Raw genomic sequence first — 19986 nt, 5'->3', positions numbered from 1 at the left:
TAGTCAATATAGAATCATTTTTATGATTGGCTGTGCAAGATTTGATCTTCTCAAATTAAGATGGCTCGTTAAAATTTTTAGATGAAAGCAAAAAATACGCCTCAAAACGAAATCGCAGAAATACTAAGCAGCTTCAGGCGCGCGTTCTATACGGTAGGAATGTTCAGTGCAGTCATCAATTTGCTAATGTTGATGCCCGCCCTTTATATGCTGCAGCTTTATGACAGCGTTTTGACCAGTCGCAACGAAATGACTTTGTTGATGTTGACGCTGATCATGCTGGGTGCTTACATTTTCATGGGAGCACTGGAATATGTCCGCAGTTTCGTTCTGATTAGAGTCGGTGCGCAATTTGATTTGAAGATGAACAAACGTGTCTATACCGCAGCGTTTGAACAATGTTTGCGACAAGGGAACAGCAATGCAGGCCAGGCATTGCAAGATTTGACCAATTTGCGCCAGTTTTTGACCGGTAATGCGCTGTTTGCTTTTTTTGATGCACCATGGTTCCCGATCTATATTCTGGTTATTTTTATGTTTCATGTCTGGCTGGGGGTCTTCGCGTTGTTTGGTACGGTGATTTTGGTGGTACTTGCCTATATCAATGAAAAGCTATCCCACAAACCGCTTGCGGAAGCCAATGCTGTCGCCGTAGCCTCGACAACATTGGCTTCCAATAACTTACGCAATGCCGAAGTGATCGAAGCGATGGGTATGCTTCCCAATTTACAGGCGCGCTGGTACAAGCTTCATAGCCGTTTTCTCAATTTACAAGCCGAAGCAAGTGAAAAATCGGGGGTCGTAAGCGCTTTCAGCAAAGCAACCTCTGTCGCATTGCAATCGTTGATGTTGGGATTAGGCGCGCTGTTGGTTTTGGAAGACAGCATTTCACCTGGGATGATGATCGCGGGTTCAATTTTGCTGGGTAAGGCGATCGGTCCAGTACAGTTGCTGATCAGTGTTTGGCGGCAATTTGGTAATACTCGAAGCGCTTACGAAAGGTTGACAAGCCTATTGGAAGAAAACCCTGACCGTAAGCCTGGCATGGCACTCCCTAAGCCGAAAGGCATGGTATCCGTCGAGAATGTCATCGCTGCACCACCTGGCTCGAAAGTACCGGTTCTCAAAGGATTGACGTTTGCGATCACGGCCGGAGATGTCCTGGGAATTATCGGGCCCAGTGGTTCAGGTAAATCGACATTGGCAAGATTATTGGTGGGCGTTTGGTCGACCACGGCGGGAAAGGTAAGACTGGATGGCGCAGATGTGTACCAATGGAATAAAGATGAGCTGGGACCTCATATCGGTTATCTCCCTCAGGATATCGAGTTGTTTGCGGGTTCTATCAGCGAAAATATCGCGCGCTTTGGCGAAATCGATCCGGATAAAGTTATTTTGGCAGCCAAGCGCGCGGGCGTACACGAGATGATATTGAGCATGCCAAATGGCTACGATACATTGCTGGGCGATGGTGGCGGAGGCTTATCGGGCGGGCAAAAACAGCGCATTGGTCTCGCGCGGGCAATGTATGGGGATCCTTCCTTAATCGTGCTGGATGAACCGAATTCCAATTTGGACGATGTTGGCGAACAAGCCTTGCTGGCGGCGATCATCGATTTGCGTAAACGCGGCAAAACAATTGTCGTGATTACACATCGCACGAGCATAATTACGGCGACCAACAAGCTGCTGCTGTTGCGCGAAGGTACGCTTCAGATGTTTGGGCCGACCCAGCAGGTACTGGCCGATTTAAGTAAACAACGGCAGTCGCTCAGGCGAGGGAACGAGCAAACAGCGCAACTTGTGCAACAAGGTGCGGCATCCTCTGGTGGAGAATCAGCGCCGGCTGCGTCATAAACACCTACCATCAACACTTAGAAAATTTATGAGTCATAAAGATGCAACCGTACTTGGGAATGCTATAGCAGAAGATCCAGGAAACGTTAAAACAGATGAGACCCGCCATGCCCGGCTTGGCTGGTGGATTGTCCTCGTAGGGGTGGGGGGGTTTTTTCTGTGGGCGACCTTTGCGCCACTGGATAAAGGTGTCCCTTTATCAGGATCGGTGATGGTCGCTACCAACCGTAAGGCTGTTCAACATCAGACCGGTGGAATCGTAGAGGACATTCTTGTGAAGGAAGGGGATTTGGTCAAGGAAGGCCAAGTGCTCGTAAAGATGAATGATATTCAGGTCAAGGCACAAGCTGAGATCACCCGTGGTCAGCTGATTGCAGCAAGAGCGATCGAGGCGCGTTTGATCGCTGAACGGGATAATAAGCCCGAAATCGATTTCCCGCCTTTTCTGCAGTCTGTAGCAGATGACCCACGCGTTATTGGCAGTATTTCTTTGCAGAAACAATTATTTGTTTCGCGTCAATCCGTTCTGAAACACGAACTGGCTGCACTGGATGAAAACATTGCAGGTCTGACAGTTCAATTACGTGGCCTGGAATCATCCCGTACAAGTAAGCTGCAGCAATTGGAATTTTTGAAAGAGCAGCTCGATAACATGCGGGTATTGGCCCAGGATGGTTATGTGCCACGGAATCGTGTACTTGAGTTGGAGCGTACCCACGCGCAATTGACGGGGGATATTTCTGAGGATACCGGGAATATCGGCCGTATCCAGCGGCAAATTTCAGAGCTCAATTTACGCCGAGTCCAACGTCTCGAAGAGCATCAAAAGGAAGTACGGCAGCAATTGACGGATGTACAACGAGAAGCTGAGGCGCTCAATAGCCGGTTGCTGGCACAAGATTTTGAGTTGGCTAATGTGTTAGTAAAAGCACCAGTGGACGGCATTGTGGTCGGAATCAATATTTTCACCCGCGGCGGCGTTATCGGTCCTGGATTTCGCATGATGGATATCGTGCCCTCGGAAGACATGCTGGTCATAGAAGGGCAGGTGCCGGTCCATCTTATCGACAAGGTACATGCGGGCCTGGATGTGGATTTTATTTTTACTGCGTTTAATCAAAATAAAATCCCGCGAGTACCTGGTATCGTCACGAATGTGTCAGCCGATCGGTTGACTGATGAGCGCACCGGTGTACCCTATTATCAATTGAAAGCCAAGGTAACACCGGAAGGCATGAAAATACTGACAGATTGGCAAATACGGGCAGGGATGCCTGTTGAAATTTTTGTGAAAACAGGTGAACGTTCGCTCATGAATTACTTGTTGAAACCTATTCTCGATCGGATTCATACCTCACTGGTGGAAGATTAGCCGTGACATTCCGTTTGTTTAAGCCATTTTCATCGATGATGCTGATCGTTGCCGTGCAGTGCATACCGGGTATGGCTGACGGAATGGGGTTGCTGGAGGCGTATGAATCCGCACTGATGAATGATCCTACTTTCCGCGCAGCCATTCACGAAAATGAAGCGGGCCAACAAGCCATTGCCCTGGGGCGAGCTGGGTTGTTGCCGTCGTTGACGATCACTCATTTACAGGGATTGAGTCGAGGGACACAAAGAACACCTGACAATAATCCCTTAACACCCGACAGAACCTCTCTGCATTTTAATAGTGAAGTCACGACACTGACGTTGCGGCAGCCTCTTTTGAATATGGAAGCCTTAGCGGGTTACGACCAGGGGCATGCACGCGCCAATTCCAGCCAAGCCAAATTTTTAGGGCAAAGCTACGAGCTCATCGTCAGACTGGTGGAGGCTTATGTTAAAACCTTGCTGGCGCAGGATCGCTTTTTCTTGGCAAATGCGCAGCTCAAGGCGCTAGAGGAACTGAAGCTCGTCAATGAGAATATGCTGAGACGAGGGGAAGGGACCCGCACCGATGTGCTGGAGACGCAATCCAGGCATGCTTTGGCACAGGCGCAAGTGATCGAAGCGCAGGACGAGTTAGATGTCGCGCGCCTCGCTTTAGAAGCGATTGTTGGCCAAGAAGTCGCTCAACTGGATTCGTTGTCGGGTACCTTCAAAGCGCAACCCATTCATCCTCCCGATTTTGAAAGCTGGCGACAGATGGCTTTGGAGCGCAATGCAGAACTCGTCACACAGCGGCATGTTGTCACCACCAACCAGCTCGAAGTGAAAAAAAGCCTGGCAGGTCATGCGCCTCGTGTGGATCTCGTAGCCAGTCTGAACAGGCAGAATTCGGCATCATTTCTTTTTCCTGATCGTGATGCCACGTTTGCCAGTGTTGGGGTCGAAGTCAATTTACCGCTTTACGCTGGAGGGCGAGTCGTTGCAACCACCAACCAGGCGCAGGCAAATAAGGCGCGGGCTGAGGCGGATCTGAATGCAATGAGCGATAAAGTGCTGGTTGAATTGCGCCGACAATTTCAATTGTTACAAAGTAGCATCAAACGAATCGAGTCACTTGAATTGGCCGTTGATTCAGCACTTTTACTCGTACAGGCGACTGAAAAAAGTATCAAAGGCGGCGTACGAATCAATCTTGATTTGTTAGATGCGCAAAGCCAGCTTTTTTCGGCACAGGTCAATCTAGCGGAAGCACGTTATAGCTATTTGTTGTCCTATTTAAAATTGCGGCTGGCAGCGGGTTCGTTGATACTGGAAGATCTGGAAAAAGTCGCCAGCTATTTTGTTGCAAAACCTTGATCAGCAGATCTCCCCTTGTTTAGGGCGAGACGATTGTTCACCCAATATTGCCAATTGCGATGAGCAGCCCTATTTCGTAACAAATCAATGCAGTATAGCCCATTAATATGAAGTAGATCAGATGCTTTACCTGTATTTTTTTTGTCAGTTGGACCTGATGGTGGATGACGAGAAAGATCGCAGAGAAGGCCGTCAGCGCAAGCTTGAAGTAAACAAACTTTTCAGCGCTGTCTTCTATCAAGATCGCCATAAAGTTGTTGAGTTCTATACCTCCATTGGCGAGGATATTGAGTGTCATGAAGGCATCCATCGCGCTGAGAAACACGATTGCGGCCGTGGCGAGCATGAGATGATCTGCGTAGCAATCAACATACGCAGCGCCTGCTCCTGAGCGCCGGTTATCCATACGCCGCCCCTGTTTGATTCCTAAGTGGTAAAGGCAGAAAAAGGGTGTGCCTACCCGTCGATCCCGGAATCGTTGATCGGCAGGGCGAATATTTGTGTCTGTCATCGCGTCTCCATTCCTGAAAAGTGTGTATCAACAACAAGCTGTTTGATTTAGCCCTTGATCCACGCAGTCGCCCGGGCTAAACAATAGCTGCTTTCACTGTAGTGATTATTTGTCTGAGGAAGATCATGTGCAACTGTACTAGCGTACAGATATCACCATGAAAATAGTGGGAATTCTCCCAGTTTTCCGGGCCGCATCTTGAAATTTAGGTTGACATCGATACCCATAACAGGTTGTAATACGCGGTTCTATTGGGACGATATTTATCCATAAACTAATTAATAATCCATAACATAAAAAATGAAACGCACATACCAACCGTCTGTTATTCGCAGGAAACGTACGCATGGTTTCCTAGTACGCATGAGAACCCGCAGTGGTGCGGCCATCATTCGAGCGCGCAGGGCTAAAGGCCGGACTCGTCTGAGTGTCTGATATGCGGTTCGATAACCAAAGACTCGCGCTATGATCGAAAGGTTAGGTGAGGAACTATTCATTACCTAAAGCACGTCGGTTGCATAAGGCAGCAGAGTTTCGGTCAGTTATTCGTTTTAAACGCTCGGTAAGTGGTCAATTTCTTCAGTTTTTCATCAAACCGAGTCATCTGGATTACCCACGGTTAGGCTTGATTGTCGCAAAAAAACTGGAACGGCAAGCAGTGAAGCGAAACCGATTAAAGCGTGTGCTGAGAGAAATATTTCGTATACATCAGCTAGAACTGGACAAAGTAGATTGTGTATTTCGGTTACAGCGTTCAACGGACCAAGCGGATATTGCTCGCTTCAGACAGGAAGCTGAAATGCTCATATTTAGGATGAAACGCCATGTCACGATTGATCATAAAACTGATTAAGTTTTATCAATACTGTATCGGGCCTTTTTTTCCTCCTTCCTGTCGTTTTAGCCCTACCTGCTCGAATTATGCAAGTGAAGCGCTGAGAAAATACGGATTTATCAAGGGTATGGCTTTGAGCATAGGACGTGTTTTACGTTGTCATCCATGGAATCGGGGTGGATACGATCCTGTTCCTTAAATATTATTAAAGAAAGAGTACCTCTAAAAATTCTGAGTTTTAAACACAAGACGAGGCGAGTGCAATAAATGTTGACGCAACCTATGATTGATAGGTAAGGAAGCATTTTTTGTAAACAACGATGTATTGTGACGAAATAGGAATTTTTAGGGGTACTCGAAAGATTATCGCTATAACTCGTTTGGCTAGGTCAAGATGGACACAAAAAAATTTGTATTGATCATCATTTTTAGCACGTCATTGTTGTTTCTTTGGGATGCTTGGGTTACCGAGCGGGGAAGGCTGGATAAATTAGCATCGGAATCGGTTTCCACGGCAGCTGGTAGCACACCACAACAAGGCCATGAGGCGCTCCCCGTTCCAGGTGATGCACTGACAGCTTCGCAAGCTGAAAATGGTCAAGCAGCAGGCATAGACGGCGCGCCTACGACCGTGACGCCACGTATGTTGGCAACGGGCGAGCAAATCAAAGTTGTTACCGATATGGTTATCGCAGAGATTGATACTGCGGGTGGCGATTTGCGCCGGCTAGAATTACTTAAGCACCCTTCTAGTGAGGATAAGGAGATTCCTTATGCGTTGTTACAAAGTCAGTCACGTATTGCTGTTGCCCAAGCAGGTCTGATCGGTGATGGTCTGCCCAACCACAAGACAGAATTTACGCTGGATTCAAGTACGCGTAATTTTGAATTGACAAGTGATCAAGACAAAATAGTCGTTCGCTTACTGGCGCCAGAAGTCAATGGCGTACAAGTAGCGAAAATCTATACCTTTCATCGTGGCAGCTATGTGATCGATGTCCAATTCGAGGTGCAGAATCATGGAGAAGCCATGATTCGTCCGTTCGCTTATTTCCAGATGTTACGGGACAATGTTGCGCCGCCTGGCTCGACCATGATGATCCCGACTTATCTAGGTGCAGCTATTTACACCGAGGATGAAAAGTTTCAAAAAATACATTTTTCCGATCTAGATAAAAATAAAGCGGATTATCCGCAAAATGCGGACAATGGCTGGATTGCCATGCTGGAGCATTATTTTGTTTCTGCTTGGTTGCCGGAGCAGGGCAAACCACGCGAATTTTTCGCCAAAAGAATTGGAGACAATTTATATACGGCGGGGATCATTGTACCGGTAGGCGGGATTTCTCCCGGTGACACCGCGCGTGTCACTATGCCACTTTATGCCGGGCCGCAGGAGCAGGATAAGCTTGCTGAACTTTCGCCGGGTCTTGAATTGACGGTCGATTATGGCTGGCTGACCGTCATTGCCGCCCCCTTGTTTTGGCTGCTTTCGTTCTATCATGAATGGGTGGGTAACTGGGGGGTTGCGATCATTCTGTTAACAATGACCGTCAAGCTTCTATTTTTCCCCCTCTCGGCTGCAGGCTATCGGTCGATGGCTAAACTCAGGCTGGTTACGCCTAAATTGCAACGTATTCAGGAGCAATACAAAAGCGATCGCCCGAGGATGCATCAGGCGATGATGGAACTCTACAAAGAAGAGAAAATCAACCCAATGGGCGGGTGCTTGCCGATTCTGGTGCAAATTCCGGTATTTATTGCGCTCTTCTGGACACTGCTTGCGGCGGTCGAGTTGCGCTATGCGCCGTTTGCGCTGTGGATCACCGACTTGTCTTCGCCCGACCCCTACTATGTACTGCCGGTTCTGATGGGGATATCGATGTTCATTCAATTTAAATTGAACCCTAAGCCCACCGATCCTCTACAGGCTCGCGTCATGCAAATCATGCCGATCGCGTTCAGTATTTTCTTCTTCTTCTTTCCGGCTGGGCTCGTGCTGTATTCATTGGTCAACAATATTCTGTCTATATTGCAGCAATGGCAAATTACCCGCTTATACGGCCAACCTGCGGAAGAAAAGGGAAGCAAAGTTAAACCCAAAGAAAAAGCGAAAGAAAAAAGAAAATCTTGACGTTTTTAATGTTGTTGGCAAGGCAAGCGTTGATTGATTCGGTAGACGCTTGCCAATGTTTATAGTGGCAATCGATTTCAATGTACGTTCTTCACCCTACTAGGTTTAAAACCTGATCTGTCAAAATCGTATGCAAGGCAATGACATCATTGCTGCTGTCGCAACCCCTCCTGGCCGGGGGGGTATCGGAATCGTCCGAGTTTCCGGTAAAAACTTACAGTCGATTGCGCAAGCCGTTATCGGCTCAGTTCCCTCCCCCCGCGTGGCCCAATTGAGCCACTTTCTCGACGAAAATAGAGATCCAATCGATCAAGGAATCGCCATTTATTATCCATCGCCCCATTCTTATACGGGCGAAGACGTCCTCGAATTACAGGGTCATGGCGGACCTGCGGTCATCAATTTATTATTGTCACGCTGTTTGCAATTGGGCGCACGTTTGGCGGAACCCGGTGAATTTACCCTGCGCGCTTTTCTGAACAACAAGCTCGACCTGGTGCAAGCAGAAAGCGTGGCGGATCTGATCGACGCCAGCACTTCAGGCGCAGCCCGCTGTGCAATACGCTCTTTGCAGGGAGCCTTTTCTGCCAAGATTCACGCATTGGTCCGCGCGGTGATTGATTTGCGCATGTTGGTTGAAGCAACCCTGGATTTTCCGGAAGAAGAAATCGATTATCTGGAATCGGCTCATGCCGCCCGCCAATTGCAAATTATCCGAGAAAAACTGGAGTGCGTGCTGATTGCTTCCCGTCAAGGTAGCCTATTGCAAGAAGGGATCATAGTCGTGCTGGTCGGGCAACCCAATGTCGGCAAATCCAGTCTGATGAACCAGCTGGCAGGCGATGATGTCGCGATTGTGACGGAAATACCGGGTACGACTCGTGACACGATCCAGCAATTGGTTCAAATGGAAAGTATACCGGTGCACATCATCGACACGGCGGGTTTGAGAGAAACCACTGATATCGTCGAAAAAAGCGGCATTGCGCGCACACATGCCGCAATCAAAAAAGCAGACCTTGCGCTGTTATTGATCGATAGCCGAGCAGGCCTGACTGCCGCTGACCAGCAGGTTTTGCAAAGCCTGCCTGCTGATTTGCCGCTGCTGACGGTCTATAACAAAATCGATCTTTCGAGTGAGTCAGCACGACTCGAAGAAGTATCCGGCCGACCGCGCGTATACCTTTCCGCCAAAACTGGCGCAGGGATCGAGCTGTTGCGCAAGAAACTGCTCGAAATGATCGGATGGCAAGCCAATGTTGCTGGTGAAGGTATGTTCATGGCGCGTCAGCGGCACCTGCAAGCGTTGAACCAAGCCAAAACACATCTGGATCAAGCCGGTCCCTGGGTGCAAAGCGGCATGCAGCTGGAGCTGCTGGCGGAAGAACTGCGGTTGGCACAACGAGCATTGTCATCGATTACCGGAGAATTCACGGCCGATGATTTATTAGGAGAAATATTTTCGAGATTTTGTATTGGCAAATGACCGTATTGATTACGTTTTTAAAAAGATGAATATCACTTACTGCGATATTCGCCGACGACAATGAATTTATCGGATTTGAAACCGATACATCAGAACGGTGAGTGAATGCTTATTTGGTACACACTCATTTATGTCAAAACTAGGATTGAGTAAGAATAACAACGAATTGCTCCGATAGTATTTTCCCAAGAATAGAAATTTGACTGATTGACTGAAGAATAACTGCAACGATCAATTGATCATCTTGTTCCTCAATTACATAAAGCACTTGGATTTAGAATCGCCGTGAGATATTCTTCAAGGTATCGGTAAGTTGCATCAAGTGCCCACCAAGAACTGAACCTCCTATTTGGATTTACGAGTGCATGATTAATCGGCAAAAACCGCTTATCGTCATAACGGGAGCTTCCGGTAATATCGGAAGTACGCTTTGTGAAGTCTTAAAGAAGAACTACCATGTAATTGGACTTGATATCAAGCCATGTGAAAAAGCAGATGACAATGTCAATTGTGACCTGGCATATGAAGATTCCATAGAATCAGCATTAAACAATATACGAGTCAGGTATGGGCAAAAAATTGCTGCTATTATCCATTTAGCTGCTTATTTTGATTTTACTGGTGCATCCAATCCGCTTTATCAGAGGATTACAGTTGAAGGCACCCGGTATTTACTTAAAATTTTGCAGGATTTTGAGGTTGAGCGTTTTATTTATTCCAGCAGCATGCTGGTGCATGAATCCACGGTTCCAGGCCAAAAAATCAACGAAGATTCTCCTCTCAAACCGCGGTGGGCTTATCCGCAATCCAAAGCCGCGGCAGAAAAAGTCATAATGCAGCAACATGGCCATATCCCTTTTACCATTTTGCGATTAGCAGGCGTATATGATAACGATAGTGCGGTACCAACGTTGTCTCACCAGATTGCGCGGATTTACGAACGTGACTTTAAAAGTCATCTTTATGCTGGCGATGTGATGGCCGGTCAGGCTCTCATCCATAAAGAAGACATGGTCAATCTTTTCCTGCGCGTAGTGGATCGCCGCAAGAAACTGCCAAAGACCAACATCATACTCGCGGGCGAGAGTGAAGTGATGAGCTATCGGGAATTGCAAAATCGGATCGGTCATCTGATTTTTGGCAAGAAAGAGTGGCAAACGATCGATATTCCGAAATTTGTTGCAAAGTCTGGCGCGTGGCTAGAGGCGCAAGTTGAACCAATCATTCCTGATGCAATTGATCATGGTGAAAAGCCTTTCATCAGGCCATTCATGATAGATCTTGCTTCCGATCATTACGATCTCGACATCAGTCGAGCGAGAGAATTACTGGATTGGCAACCCAAGCATAATATCTACGATGGATTAAAAAATCTCATTGCCAGCCTAAAAAAAGACCCCGCTGCTTGGTATAAAAGGAACGGCATTCCATTGCCGGATTGGGTACTAACGGCGAAGGAAAAGCATAAAAACGCTGATCAAATCAGGTCTCGACATGAAATAGCATATCGCCGTCAACATTATGAAAATCTTTGGGCGCATTTCCTCAATATGGGCCTAGCCTTTTGGCTCATAACGGCCCCTTTTACGTTGGCGTATGAGTCGCAAGCCATGGTGTGGAGCGATGTTGTTTCTGGTTTCACCCTACTGGTATTGTCATTCATATCCCTGTCATGGCGCTTTGGTCTGGTTCGCTGGCTTTGTGGGGCTGTGGGGCTCTGGTTATTGTGCGCACCATTAATCTTTTGGGCACCTACTGCAGCTGGTTATCTTAACGACACGATTGTCGGGATGTTGGTCATTGGATTTGCAGTGTTAACTCGACCAGAACCAGGTGTTGCAGCAGTTGCTGCGCAAACCGGTCCGACAATTCCGCCGGGTTGGGCATATTCACCTTCCGGCTGGTTTCAACGTTTGCCAATCATCATTCTAGCATTTGTAGGTTTTTTTATATCCCGCTACCTCTGCGCTTATCAGCTTGGTCATATCGAGGGAGTATGGGAGCCATTTTTTGCAGGCTCACTGGAAGACCCGCGAAATGGAACGGAAGAAATTATCACTTCGTCTATTTCTAAAGCTTGGCCGGTACCGGATGCTGGACTGGGGGCGCTGACCTATGCATTGGAAATTCTGATCGGCATCATAGGCTCAGCAAGGCGTTGGCGCACGATGCCGTGGCTGGTGATATTGTTCGGTATCATGATTGTGCCATTGGGCATTGTTTCCATTTTCTTTATCATTATTCAGCCTATCTTGCTCGGGACGTGGTGTACATTATGTTTGATTGCTGCCGCGGCCATGCTGCTACAAATTCCCTATTCCATCGATGAATTGGTCGCAACAAGTCAATTTTTATATCGCCGCAAAAAACAAGGGCGTTCTCTCTTGCGTGTTTTCTTTCAAGGTGATACAGACGAAGGAAAATGGGAGGCCATCGAAGATGATTTTGCACAAAGGCCGTCAAAAATTTTTAAGGAAATACTGGGGGGCGGCGTGACTCTGCCCTGGAATTTGGTGTTGTGTATCCCCATAGGGATTTGGTTGATGTTTACCCGTGTTACCCTCGATGCTGGAACGAGCATGGCCAATGCAGATCATTTGATTGGCGCACTTGTTCTGACGGTGACCATCACGGCGCTGGCCGAATCAGCCCGCGCCAGCCGCTTTTTTATCATACCCCTTGGCACTGCTTTATTAGTTACCCCTTTCTTTTATGATACTAGCATGATGTCACTCATTTCCAGCATCCTATGTGGATTACTTTTAATTGCATTTTGTTTGCCTCGAGGTACCATTCACAATCATTATGGAACATGGGACCGATTTATTGTTTGAAATTTTTAGCCTGATCCTTCAGAGGTTCATGCAATGATTAAACGGAATTTTATTGATAGCTAAGTATTATAGCGTATAGGGGTATATGGCCAGGCTCAGCGCAAGCAGGTAATTGATGCCGACATCGATTTATGAGGTATTCACCAGTAAAAACAGTATGCTATCTACAATGAGCCCAAATCAGAGCTACGTTTTACCATTTTTCCAGGAGAAAGAAGGCCATGAAACGATCAATCATGCTGCTGGCCGTATTGTTGTCCGCGTGCGTCAGTCTTAGCGAGCAGAAAGAGAGGCCCTTGATCTATGAAGACCAGATCGTCGAGAATCATGCAAGGCTGGCGCGTTGCGTCATGAGTCGGCTGCAGGCAGACAGTCGCTGGTCGTTTCGCTTGCTGCGATTCAGTCACCGTGTGTACCCCGACATTGGAACTGCCGAGATCGTTGCGCATGACATGAGATTACTGCCTGGCGTTTATGCGCGTAATTCCCCAACCAATCCGGATGCCGTTTTGGATCCCCCTGGACCGAATCCAGAAATTCGTTCTTCCGTGCAAAAAAATAGTGAAGCTGAGCCACCTTACGTATTCAACCTGCTGATCGAGCAGCGGGATGAAATTCATGTGCAGGTGACGCTGCGAGGGGAGCGCAATCGAGGTGAGCGCGCGTGGCGGTATGTGCAGGCCTGTGCGTCAACACCCAAACGGGGTGCGAATGACCGTGTTGATCGTCGATTCTACGTATAGGTGGGACGTATAAGGAATGCGGTTATGGAGGGAATCTTGCCACATTCAAAAAATCTTCCTAAACGTGCATCGCTGACAAATCCCCTGCCTTGGATTACTGAACCCCGCAAAAATGTCTCAAACCTACGATGTGATCATTATCGGAGCCGGTGCGGCTGGGCTGATGTGTGCAATCGAAGCCGGAAAACGTGGGCGGCGCGTATGGCTGATCGATCATATGGCAAAGATTGCTGAGAAAATACGTATATCTGGCGGCGGACGCTGCAATTTCACCAATCTGCATGCGCAGCCGCAATACTATCTCTCGCAAAACCCGCATTTCTGCAAATCTGCACTCAAGCAATATACGCCGCAGGATTTCATCGCGCGGGTACGACACCACGGCATCGCCTTCCACGAAAAAAAACTGGGGCAGTTGTTTTGCGATGGCTCATCTAAGCAGATTATCGATATGTTGTTGACGGAAGCACGTGAGGCGGGAGTTAAATTGGAGACCGCCACGCGCGTGCATGAGATCACGGCCATAGCGGGCGGCTACCAAGTTAAAACAAATCAGGGTGAGCAGACATGCCGCTCGCTGGTAATCGCAACGGGCGGGCTATCCATCCCGAAAATCGGTGCGACAAATTTTGGCTATGAAACAGCCAAGAAATTCGGCCTGAACGTTATCCGGCCACGGGCCGGGCTGGTTCCGCTGACGTTCGGCGGTACATTGCTGGAGCGGTGCAAGGCCTTGAGCGGCTTGTCAGTCGAAGCGGAAGTACGCTACGGTAAACAGGTTTTTGCCGAAGGACTGCTGTTCACGCATCGTGGATTGAGCGGCCCTTCCATCTTGCAGATTTCGTCTTATTGGCAGGAAGGCGGTGCCCTCATCATCGACCTTGCGCCAGGGATCGATGTTTTCATGCATTGCAAAGAGAAGAAACGCAGTCAGCCCAAGCAGCATGTCAACAATAGGCTTACCGAGATATTGCCCAAGCGGCTGGCGCTGAGTATCTGTGATGATCAGGCGTGCGATGGGCCGTTGGGGTCATTGTCCGACCAAAAGCTCGCTAATTTGGCGCGTGCAATCAATGAATGGCAAGTTTGGCCGACGGGCACGGAAGGTTACCGGACCGCGGAAGTGACCGTGGGTGGGGTCGATACCCGGGCGCTTTCTTCACAGACTATGGAGGCCAAGCAATGCCCCGGTCTGTTTTTTATCGGCGAAGTCGTCGATGTGACCGGTCACCTCGGCGGTTTTAATTTCCAGTGGGCTTGGTCTTCGGGCCATGTGGCTGGACAGGTGGTGTAACGCAGGCCTGGATCAGGCAGTCGATGGAACTAGAATTTGGGTTTGGTTTTCGCTGAATTATAACGCTTTACTCCCGACATGATTTCAGCTTTGGCTTGGTCTGGGCCGCCCCAGCCTTCAATTTTGACCCATTTACCCTTTTCGAGGTCTTTGTAATGTGCGAAGAAGTGTGCAATTTGCGACCGCATGAATTCAGGCAGGTCCTCCAGCGTTTTGATATGGGTATACAGGCTGCAGAGCTTATCGATGGGTACGGCGATCAGCTTGATATCTTCACCGGCTTCATCCGTCATCTGCAGTACGCCGAGCGGCCGGCAGCGTACTACCACACCGGTGATCAAAGGTACGGGGGAAATCACCAGTACGTCGACCGGATCTTTATCTTCAGATAAGGTATGCGGAATATAGCCATAATTGCAGGGATAATGCATGGAGGTCGACATAAAGCGATCGACAAACATCGCGCCAGTTTTTTTATCCATCTCATACTTGATGGGATCGGAATTCATAGGGATTTCGATGATTACATTGAAATCATTGGGGAGATCATGGCCGGAATCGACGCGATCTAAATTCATGGGTAGTCCTGGAGATAAATAAAGCGGTATTATAGCGAGAGGTGCGGATGATCTGGGATACGATGCAGGCTTACCAATTAATTTTTTTTACTTTAGGATGCTCGCTCAGCTTGAACATGATAAGGATGCTATTTAATACGGTTATTTTTATCGCAATGGGCTACATCGCATTGCTGTTGCTGGTATTTTTTACACAATCGAGCCTGCTCTATTTTCCGCAAGTGGAGCGCGAGCTGGTGGCGACGCCAGCAGACGATGGGCTGTCCTATGAGTCGGTGACATTGACCACTACCGATAACGAATCCTTGCATGGCTGGTTTATACCGGCAGCTTCATCGGCAAAGGCAACCATTCTTTTTTTTCATGGCAATGCGGGCAATATTTCCCACCGCATGTATTATTTACTGACGTTCTACCGATTGGGCTATAACACGTTTATTTTCGATTACCGGGGGTATGGCAAAAGCAGCGGCGCGCCCTCGGAAGCAGGTACTTATCAGGATGCGGTTGCAGCATGGCAGTATTTGATCGAGGAAAAAGCGATTCGCTCTACGGATATCGTGCTATTCGGCGAGTCGCTGGGAGGTGCGGTCGCTGCTTGGCTAGCTGCGCAGCATGAACCGCGCGCCTTGGTGCTGGCTTCTACGTTTACTTCCGTACCCGATCTGGCAGCCGAATTGTATCCTTTTTTGCCTGTTCGTCTATTGTCGCGCTTTCAGTACAGTACGATCGATTACTTGCAGTCGATTAACTGCCCGGTATTGATTGCGCACAGCCCACAGGATGAGATTGTTCCTTTTTCACACGGACAAGCACTGTTCGAAGCGGCTTCCGAACCTAAGCAATTCATTAAATTGCAAGGCGGGCACAATGTGGGCTTCATTTATAGCCGGAAAGAATGGGCACTGGCGATGGATGAATTTATTCAGACCAGAGGGGGTGCAGGGAATAACGATCGACCCGGGCATGCCGTGAGCCAAGACGATCACGTGGAATAGGCTGTTTTTATGGGGTGCGATAAACTCACGACATGCTTTATCTTTCGGAAGTTCATGGTCAATTTAGTTAACTATAGATGACAGGAGAAACCGATGATACTTCGTCAATTAATCGTTATGGTTTGTTTGCTTATAGTTAGCAGCAGCACATTCGCTTATCGCTGCACAATCGATATGAGAAAAATTGACGAAGCAATGGCAAAAAAACCAGCGATCACTCAGTCTCAGGAGATTGAAGTCAGAAAGTTGCGAACGGAAGGGGAAGCTTTGCATAAAAAAGGAAAACACAAAGAATCGATAGAGGCCCTGCATAAGGCCCTGGAAATCCTGGATGTTCAATAAATTCCGAAATAGCGAAATGGCACTGGCGCAACCCGTGTCCATTCAAGAAAAAAGAGGAAATCAATGAGCGAAACCTATTTTGATCACAATGCCACTACCCCGGTCGATGAGGAAGTATTGGAGGTCATGTTACCCTATTTCCGGGAAAGCTATGGCAACGCTTCCAGCCGACATGCGTATGGAATGGTTGCACGCCGTGCGATCAATCAGGCGCGAGAGCAGGTGGCGCAAGCAGTCGGCGTACAGCCATCACAAATTATCTTTACTAGTGGCGGATCGGAAGCCAATAATCTATTCATACGCGGTGTGGCAGACTATTTGAAACCATCCAGCGTGGTTATTAGCGCGATCGAACATCCTTGCATCAAGCGTCCTGCGCAGGAATTGGCGAGGAGAAGCAGTGAGCGCTGGCAATTGCGCACATTAGCTGTCGATGAATTGGGGCAGGTGAAATTGGATGATGCTGAGCAGGTACTGGCAGAGCGGCCTGGTATGGTCTCCGTGATGACAGCAAACAATGAAACCGGTGTAATTCAAGACGTTACCACAATCGCCGACATGGCCCGAGCACAGGGGGCTTGGGTGCATACCGATGCGGTTCAGGCGTTCGGCAAAATCCCAGTCGATTTTAACGAGCTGAATGTGCATGCGATGACACTTTCGGCGCATAAGATATACGGGCCGAAAGGTGCGGCTGCCTTGATCGTCGACAAGCGATTGCTGCTTAAGCCACTTATTTATGGGGGAGGACATGAACATGGCTTACGCTCGGGTACTGAAAACGTGCCGGCGATTGTCGGTTTTGGTGCGGCTTGTCAACTGGCCTGGTCGCGCATGCAGGAGTTGTCCTCTCGTGTGACGGTCTTGCGTGACAGGCTCGAGCGTGGGTTAATAGCAATGGGGGCGACTATTTTCGGTCTGGGCGCGCCTCGCCTGCCGAATACTTGTTATTTTGCATTACCGGAAATCGAAGGCGATACCTTGGTCATCCGTCTGGATAAAGCCGGTTTTGCCGTTGCGAGCGGCGCAGCCTGTTCCAGCGTCACGCCGGGGCAGAGCCATGTGCTGGAGGCAATGGGTGTTGCGCCCATGTTGGCACGGTGTGCAGTCAGAGTGAGTCTGGGGCACGACAATACCGAAGAAGAGGTTGATGGATTTTTGAAAGCGACCCGTAAAATCGCTGAGGAGTTGAAGCGTTTGAATGGGATACTGATTTGATTGAGGAAACCGAGATGTTTTCAAGTAGAATAACTTCTTAAAATCAATTTCGAAACAGTTTGTATTGCCTCCGGAAGGTAAATCATTTGACCAAGAAGTTATGACTGACAATTTAAAGGCGTGCCCTGCAAAAGCGATTATTTTAAGTGCTGGACAAGGCCGGCGGCTGCTTCCTCTGACTGAAAATACCCCCAAGTGCCTGTTGCCGGTTTTTGGCACGCCTGTAATCGCTTGGCAAATCGATGCTTTATTGCAGGCCGGTATCGAAGAAGTGATCGTCATCGCGGGTTTTCAAGTGGCGAAGGTGGAGAACCTGCTGACCGAGCGCTATGCACGGTATCCACGTATCAGAACACTGTTCAATCCATTTTACGAAGTGGCGGATAACCTGGCCAGTTGCTGGATTGCACGTCACGAGATGACTGAGGATTTCCTGCTACTCAATGGCGATACCCTGTTTGATGCGGGGCTATTGTCGCGCGTGTTTGCAACGGAGAAAGTCCCCATTACATTGTGCGTTGATTTCAAGAATGCCTACGATGAAGACGACATGAAAGTGCAATTGGATGCCGAAGGATGGGTGCGGCATGTCAGCAAGGTGCTGACTGCCGGCCAAACGGATGCCGAATCGATTGGCTTGATTTATTTTCGTGAACAAGGGGTGTCACTTTTCCGTCATGCGGTCGAACAAGCTTTGCGTGACCCCGCCAAACTTAAATCCTGGTATCTCACGATCATCGATATGCTCGCCCAGCAGCGCGTAGTGAATTCATGCTCGGTACAAGGCTACAATTGGTGCGAAATTGACTTTATCGATGACCTACGCAGAACTGAAACACTGTTTGCTTTACAAGGCAGTACCTTGAAGGATGCGAGTAAACTGGCAAGCACAGTGCATAGTAATGTTTTACCTACTTCGATCTAGCATATGGCAATCACTGTTTATAATGGCACGATGCAAAAGTTCGGTGCGCCAGACACGGTCATCCACCAGTATGACCATTGGAGTGTGCTGCTGCGTCCTGCGCAATTGACCTTGGGCGCTTTGGTTTTGGTTGCGCACGAACCCGTTCATGCCTTTTCTGAATTGAGCCCTGCGAGCTTCGTGGAATTGCATCAGGTGACAGGTCAGATCGAGTCAGCTCTGCAAAAAGCGTTCCAATACGACAAATTGAATTATCTGATGCTGATGATGGTCGATCCGGATGTGCATTTTCACGTAATCCCACGGTATGCCCAAGCGATATCATTCAATGATCGAGCCTTTGTCGATGCAGGCTGGCCAGCAGTGCCGAATTTCGGCCAGATCAATGATACCGATAGCGCCACTCGCCAACTGATCATCGAGCGCATTAAAGCCTGCTGGGAGCACGGTACTTAAGATGTCTGATAACAATACATCGGTTGATTTTCCGCTGCACGAAGCGCATGCGCTCGTGCGCGATCTGATGACACCCAATCCCTGGATATACTGGTGCGATTTTCTATTTCATATCACCTTAAGTTGGGTGGCCTTCGTGACAGCGTTGCATAGTCCGTTTTTATCGATTTGGCAGGTACTTGCTTGTGGCGTAGCGGTTTTGACTTTTTATCGATCGGCAATTTTTATCCATGAACTGGCCCATCTCAAAAAAGGAACCTTTAAAGTTTTTCGTTTGGTATGGAACCTGCTTTGCGGGATTCCACTGATGATTCCGTCGTTTACTTATGATGGTGTTCATAACGACCATCATAAGCGTGATGTGTACGGCACGAGCAAGGATGGAGAATATTTGCCATTTGCCATCCAGCGGCCCAGTGAGATGGTTCGTTACGTGCTGCTGTCATTCCTGTTGCCGCTTTTGCTGGTCGCGCGTTTCTTGCTGTTGACACCGCTATCCTATCTGATTCCTCCCTTGCGCAGGCTCGTTTGGGAACGGGCTTCATCCTTGACGATCAATCCACATTACAAGCGTGCACCGAACGCAGTGCGTAACGATCACAACTGGCGCTTGCAAGAATGCGCGACCTTCTTGTTTGCATCGATGGTCGTTGCCGGCGTGGTCGTTGGGATACTCTCCCCCGCAGTGCTGGTACTCTGGTATGTCATTGCTGTGTTGATCTTTATTTTGAATTCGCTGCGCACCCTGGCTGCACATGCTTACCGCAATCCAGGGGATCGCACGCTGGGCTTGGCTGAGCAATACCTCGATTCGATCAATATTCCAGGTAATTTCGTTACCGGCCTGTGGGCCCCGGTAGGTCTGCGTTATCACGCGACACATCATCTTTTCATGAGTCTGCCCTATCACAATCTCGGCAAAGCGCAGAGGCGGCTGGTTAATGGCTTGAGCGACAATACGCTTTATCTGCAAACAGTCCGTAAAGGACTGTGGGACGCATTGGCGCGCATATGGAAAGAAGCTTCCCTATCGTCGTCACGGTGA

At 48.5% G+C, this 19986-nt stretch carries 19 protein-coding genes; 17 read left to right on the top strand and 2 right to left on the bottom strand.

The genetic code is table 11. The features are described 5' to 3' along the window. Positions 1-81: 81 nt before the first annotated feature. The 3 genes from C8R30_RS05990 to C8R30_RS05980 are packed head-to-tail and all read left to right on the top strand — an operon-like array spanning position 82 to position 4587. The gene (locus C8R30_RS05990) at positions 82-1857 is read left to right on the top strand and encodes a type I secretion system permease/ATPase (RefSeq protein ID WP_090669603.1); all 1776 of its coding nucleotides are present in this window, start codon (positions 82-84) and stop codon (positions 1855-1857) included. A 28-nt stretch (positions 1858-1885) separates the two neighbouring features. Next, on the top strand, positions 1886-3229 hold the full coding sequence (locus C8R30_RS05985; protein ID WP_090669600.1) for an HlyD family type I secretion periplasmic adaptor subunit: 1344 nt from the start codon (positions 1886-1888) through the stop codon (positions 3227-3229). 2 nt (positions 3230-3231) lie between these two features. Beyond that, entirely contained in the window at positions 3232-4587 is a 1356-nt protein-coding gene (locus C8R30_RS05980; RefSeq protein ID WP_258191950.1) for a TolC family outer membrane protein, read from the top strand. A gap of 37 nt (positions 4588-4624) precedes the next feature. On the opposite strand, the gene C8R30_RS05975 is transcribed toward C8R30_RS05980, so the two are convergent. Further along, positions 4625-5098, bottom strand: coding sequence for a DUF5658 family protein (locus tag C8R30_RS05975; protein WP_107789752.1), 474 nt, complete (start codon positions 5096-5098; stop codon positions 4625-4627). 300 nt (positions 5099-5398) lie between these two features. Here C8R30_RS05975 and rpmH point away from each other — a divergent pair, with 300 nt between their 5' ends. The 8 genes from rpmH to C8R30_RS05935 all read left to right on the top strand — a co-directional run bounded on the left by rpmH (position 5399) and on the right by C8R30_RS05935 (position 14424). Then, the gene (gene rpmH, locus C8R30_RS05970) at positions 5399-5533 is read left to right on the top strand and encodes a 50S ribosomal protein L34 (RefSeq protein ID WP_090669592.1); all 135 of its coding nucleotides are present in this window, start codon (positions 5399-5401) and stop codon (positions 5531-5533) included. 46 nt (positions 5534-5579) lie between these two features. Next, the gene (rnpA, locus tag C8R30_RS05965; protein WP_107789751.1) at positions 5580-5951 is read left to right on the top strand and encodes a ribonuclease P protein component; all 372 of its coding nucleotides are present in this window, start codon (positions 5580-5582) and stop codon (positions 5949-5951) included. Next, positions 5923-6132 (top strand): membrane protein insertion efficiency factor YidD, encoded by a 210-nt coding sequence (yidD, locus tag C8R30_RS05960; RefSeq protein ID WP_090669586.1) that lies wholly within the window; start codon positions 5923-5925, stop codon positions 6130-6132. The genes rnpA and yidD overlap by 29 nt, the downstream gene beginning before the upstream one ends. A 195-nt stretch (positions 6133-6327) precedes the next feature. Next, positions 6328-8067, top strand: coding sequence for a membrane protein insertase YidC (yidC, locus tag C8R30_RS05955; RefSeq protein WP_090669582.1), 1740 nt, complete (start codon positions 6328-6330; stop codon positions 8065-8067). A gap of 130 nt (positions 8068-8197) precedes the next feature. Next, complete coding sequence (mnmE, locus tag C8R30_RS05950; RefSeq protein ID WP_107789750.1) at positions 8198-9553, top strand: tRNA uridine-5-carboxymethylaminomethyl(34) synthesis GTPase MnmE; 1356 nt, start codon at positions 8198-8200, stop codon at positions 9551-9553. Between the two features lie 365 nt (positions 9554-9918). Further along, positions 9919-12387 (top strand): vitamin K epoxide reductase family protein, encoded by a 2469-nt coding sequence (locus C8R30_RS05945; RefSeq protein WP_181258702.1) that lies wholly within the window; start codon positions 9919-9921, stop codon positions 12385-12387. Positions 12388-12608: 221 nt separating this feature from the next. Then, positions 12609-13130: a hypothetical protein gene (locus C8R30_RS05940; RefSeq protein WP_090669520.1), complete on the top strand. Its 522-nt coding sequence runs from the start codon at positions 12609-12611 to the stop codon at positions 13128-13130. 112 nt (positions 13131-13242) lie between these two features. Continuing rightward, positions 13243-14424 carry a BaiN/RdsA family NAD(P)/FAD-dependent oxidoreductase gene (locus tag C8R30_RS05935; RefSeq protein WP_107783046.1) on the top strand — a complete coding sequence of 394 codons (1182 nt, stop codon included), beginning with the start codon at positions 13243-13245 and terminating at the stop codon, positions 14422-14424. Positions 14425-14453: 29 nt separating this feature from the next. Here C8R30_RS05935 and ppa read toward each other — a convergent pair whose 3' ends face one another. Beyond that, on the bottom strand, positions 14454-15002 hold the full coding sequence (gene ppa / locus C8R30_RS05930) for an inorganic diphosphatase (RefSeq protein ID WP_107789748.1): 549 nt from the start codon (positions 15000-15002) through the stop codon (positions 14454-14456). Positions 15003-15049: 47 nt separating this feature from the next. Between ppa and C8R30_RS05925 the strand changes: the two genes are divergently transcribed. The 6 genes from C8R30_RS05925 (at position 15050) to C8R30_RS05900 (ending at position 19986) form a co-directional block, all read left to right on the top strand. After that, the gene (locus tag C8R30_RS05925) at positions 15050-16000 is read left to right on the top strand and encodes an alpha/beta hydrolase (protein WP_258191949.1); all 951 of its coding nucleotides are present in this window, start codon (positions 15050-15052) and stop codon (positions 15998-16000) included. Between the two features lie 93 nt (positions 16001-16093). Further along, positions 16094-16342 (top strand): tetratricopeptide repeat protein, encoded by a 249-nt coding sequence (locus C8R30_RS05920; protein ID WP_090669511.1) that lies wholly within the window; start codon positions 16094-16096, stop codon positions 16340-16342. Between the two features lie 63 nt (positions 16343-16405). After that, complete coding sequence (locus C8R30_RS05915) at positions 16406-17560, top strand: cysteine desulfurase family protein (RefSeq protein ID WP_107789747.1); 1155 nt, start codon at positions 16406-16408, stop codon at positions 17558-17560. Between the two features lie 100 nt (positions 17561-17660). Then, complete coding sequence (locus tag C8R30_RS05910; protein ID WP_090669505.1) at positions 17661-18485, top strand: phosphocholine cytidylyltransferase family protein; 825 nt, start codon at positions 17661-17663, stop codon at positions 18483-18485. 3 nt (positions 18486-18488) lie between these two features. After that, on the top strand, positions 18489-18941 hold the full coding sequence (locus C8R30_RS05905) for an HIT family protein (protein WP_090669502.1): 453 nt from the start codon (positions 18489-18491) through the stop codon (positions 18939-18941). A 1-nt stretch (position 18942) separates the two neighbouring features. Next, entirely contained in the window at positions 18943-19986 is a 1044-nt protein-coding gene (locus C8R30_RS05900; RefSeq protein WP_090669499.1) for a fatty acid desaturase family protein, read from the top strand.

Origin of the sequence: Nitrosomonas nitrosa (assembly GCF_003051105.1) — a bacterium.
Lineage (GTDB): Bacteria > Pseudomonadota > Gammaproteobacteria > Burkholderiales > Nitrosomonadaceae > Nitrosomonas > Nitrosomonas nitrosa.
This window is presented reverse-complemented; position numbering and strand designations above follow the sequence as displayed.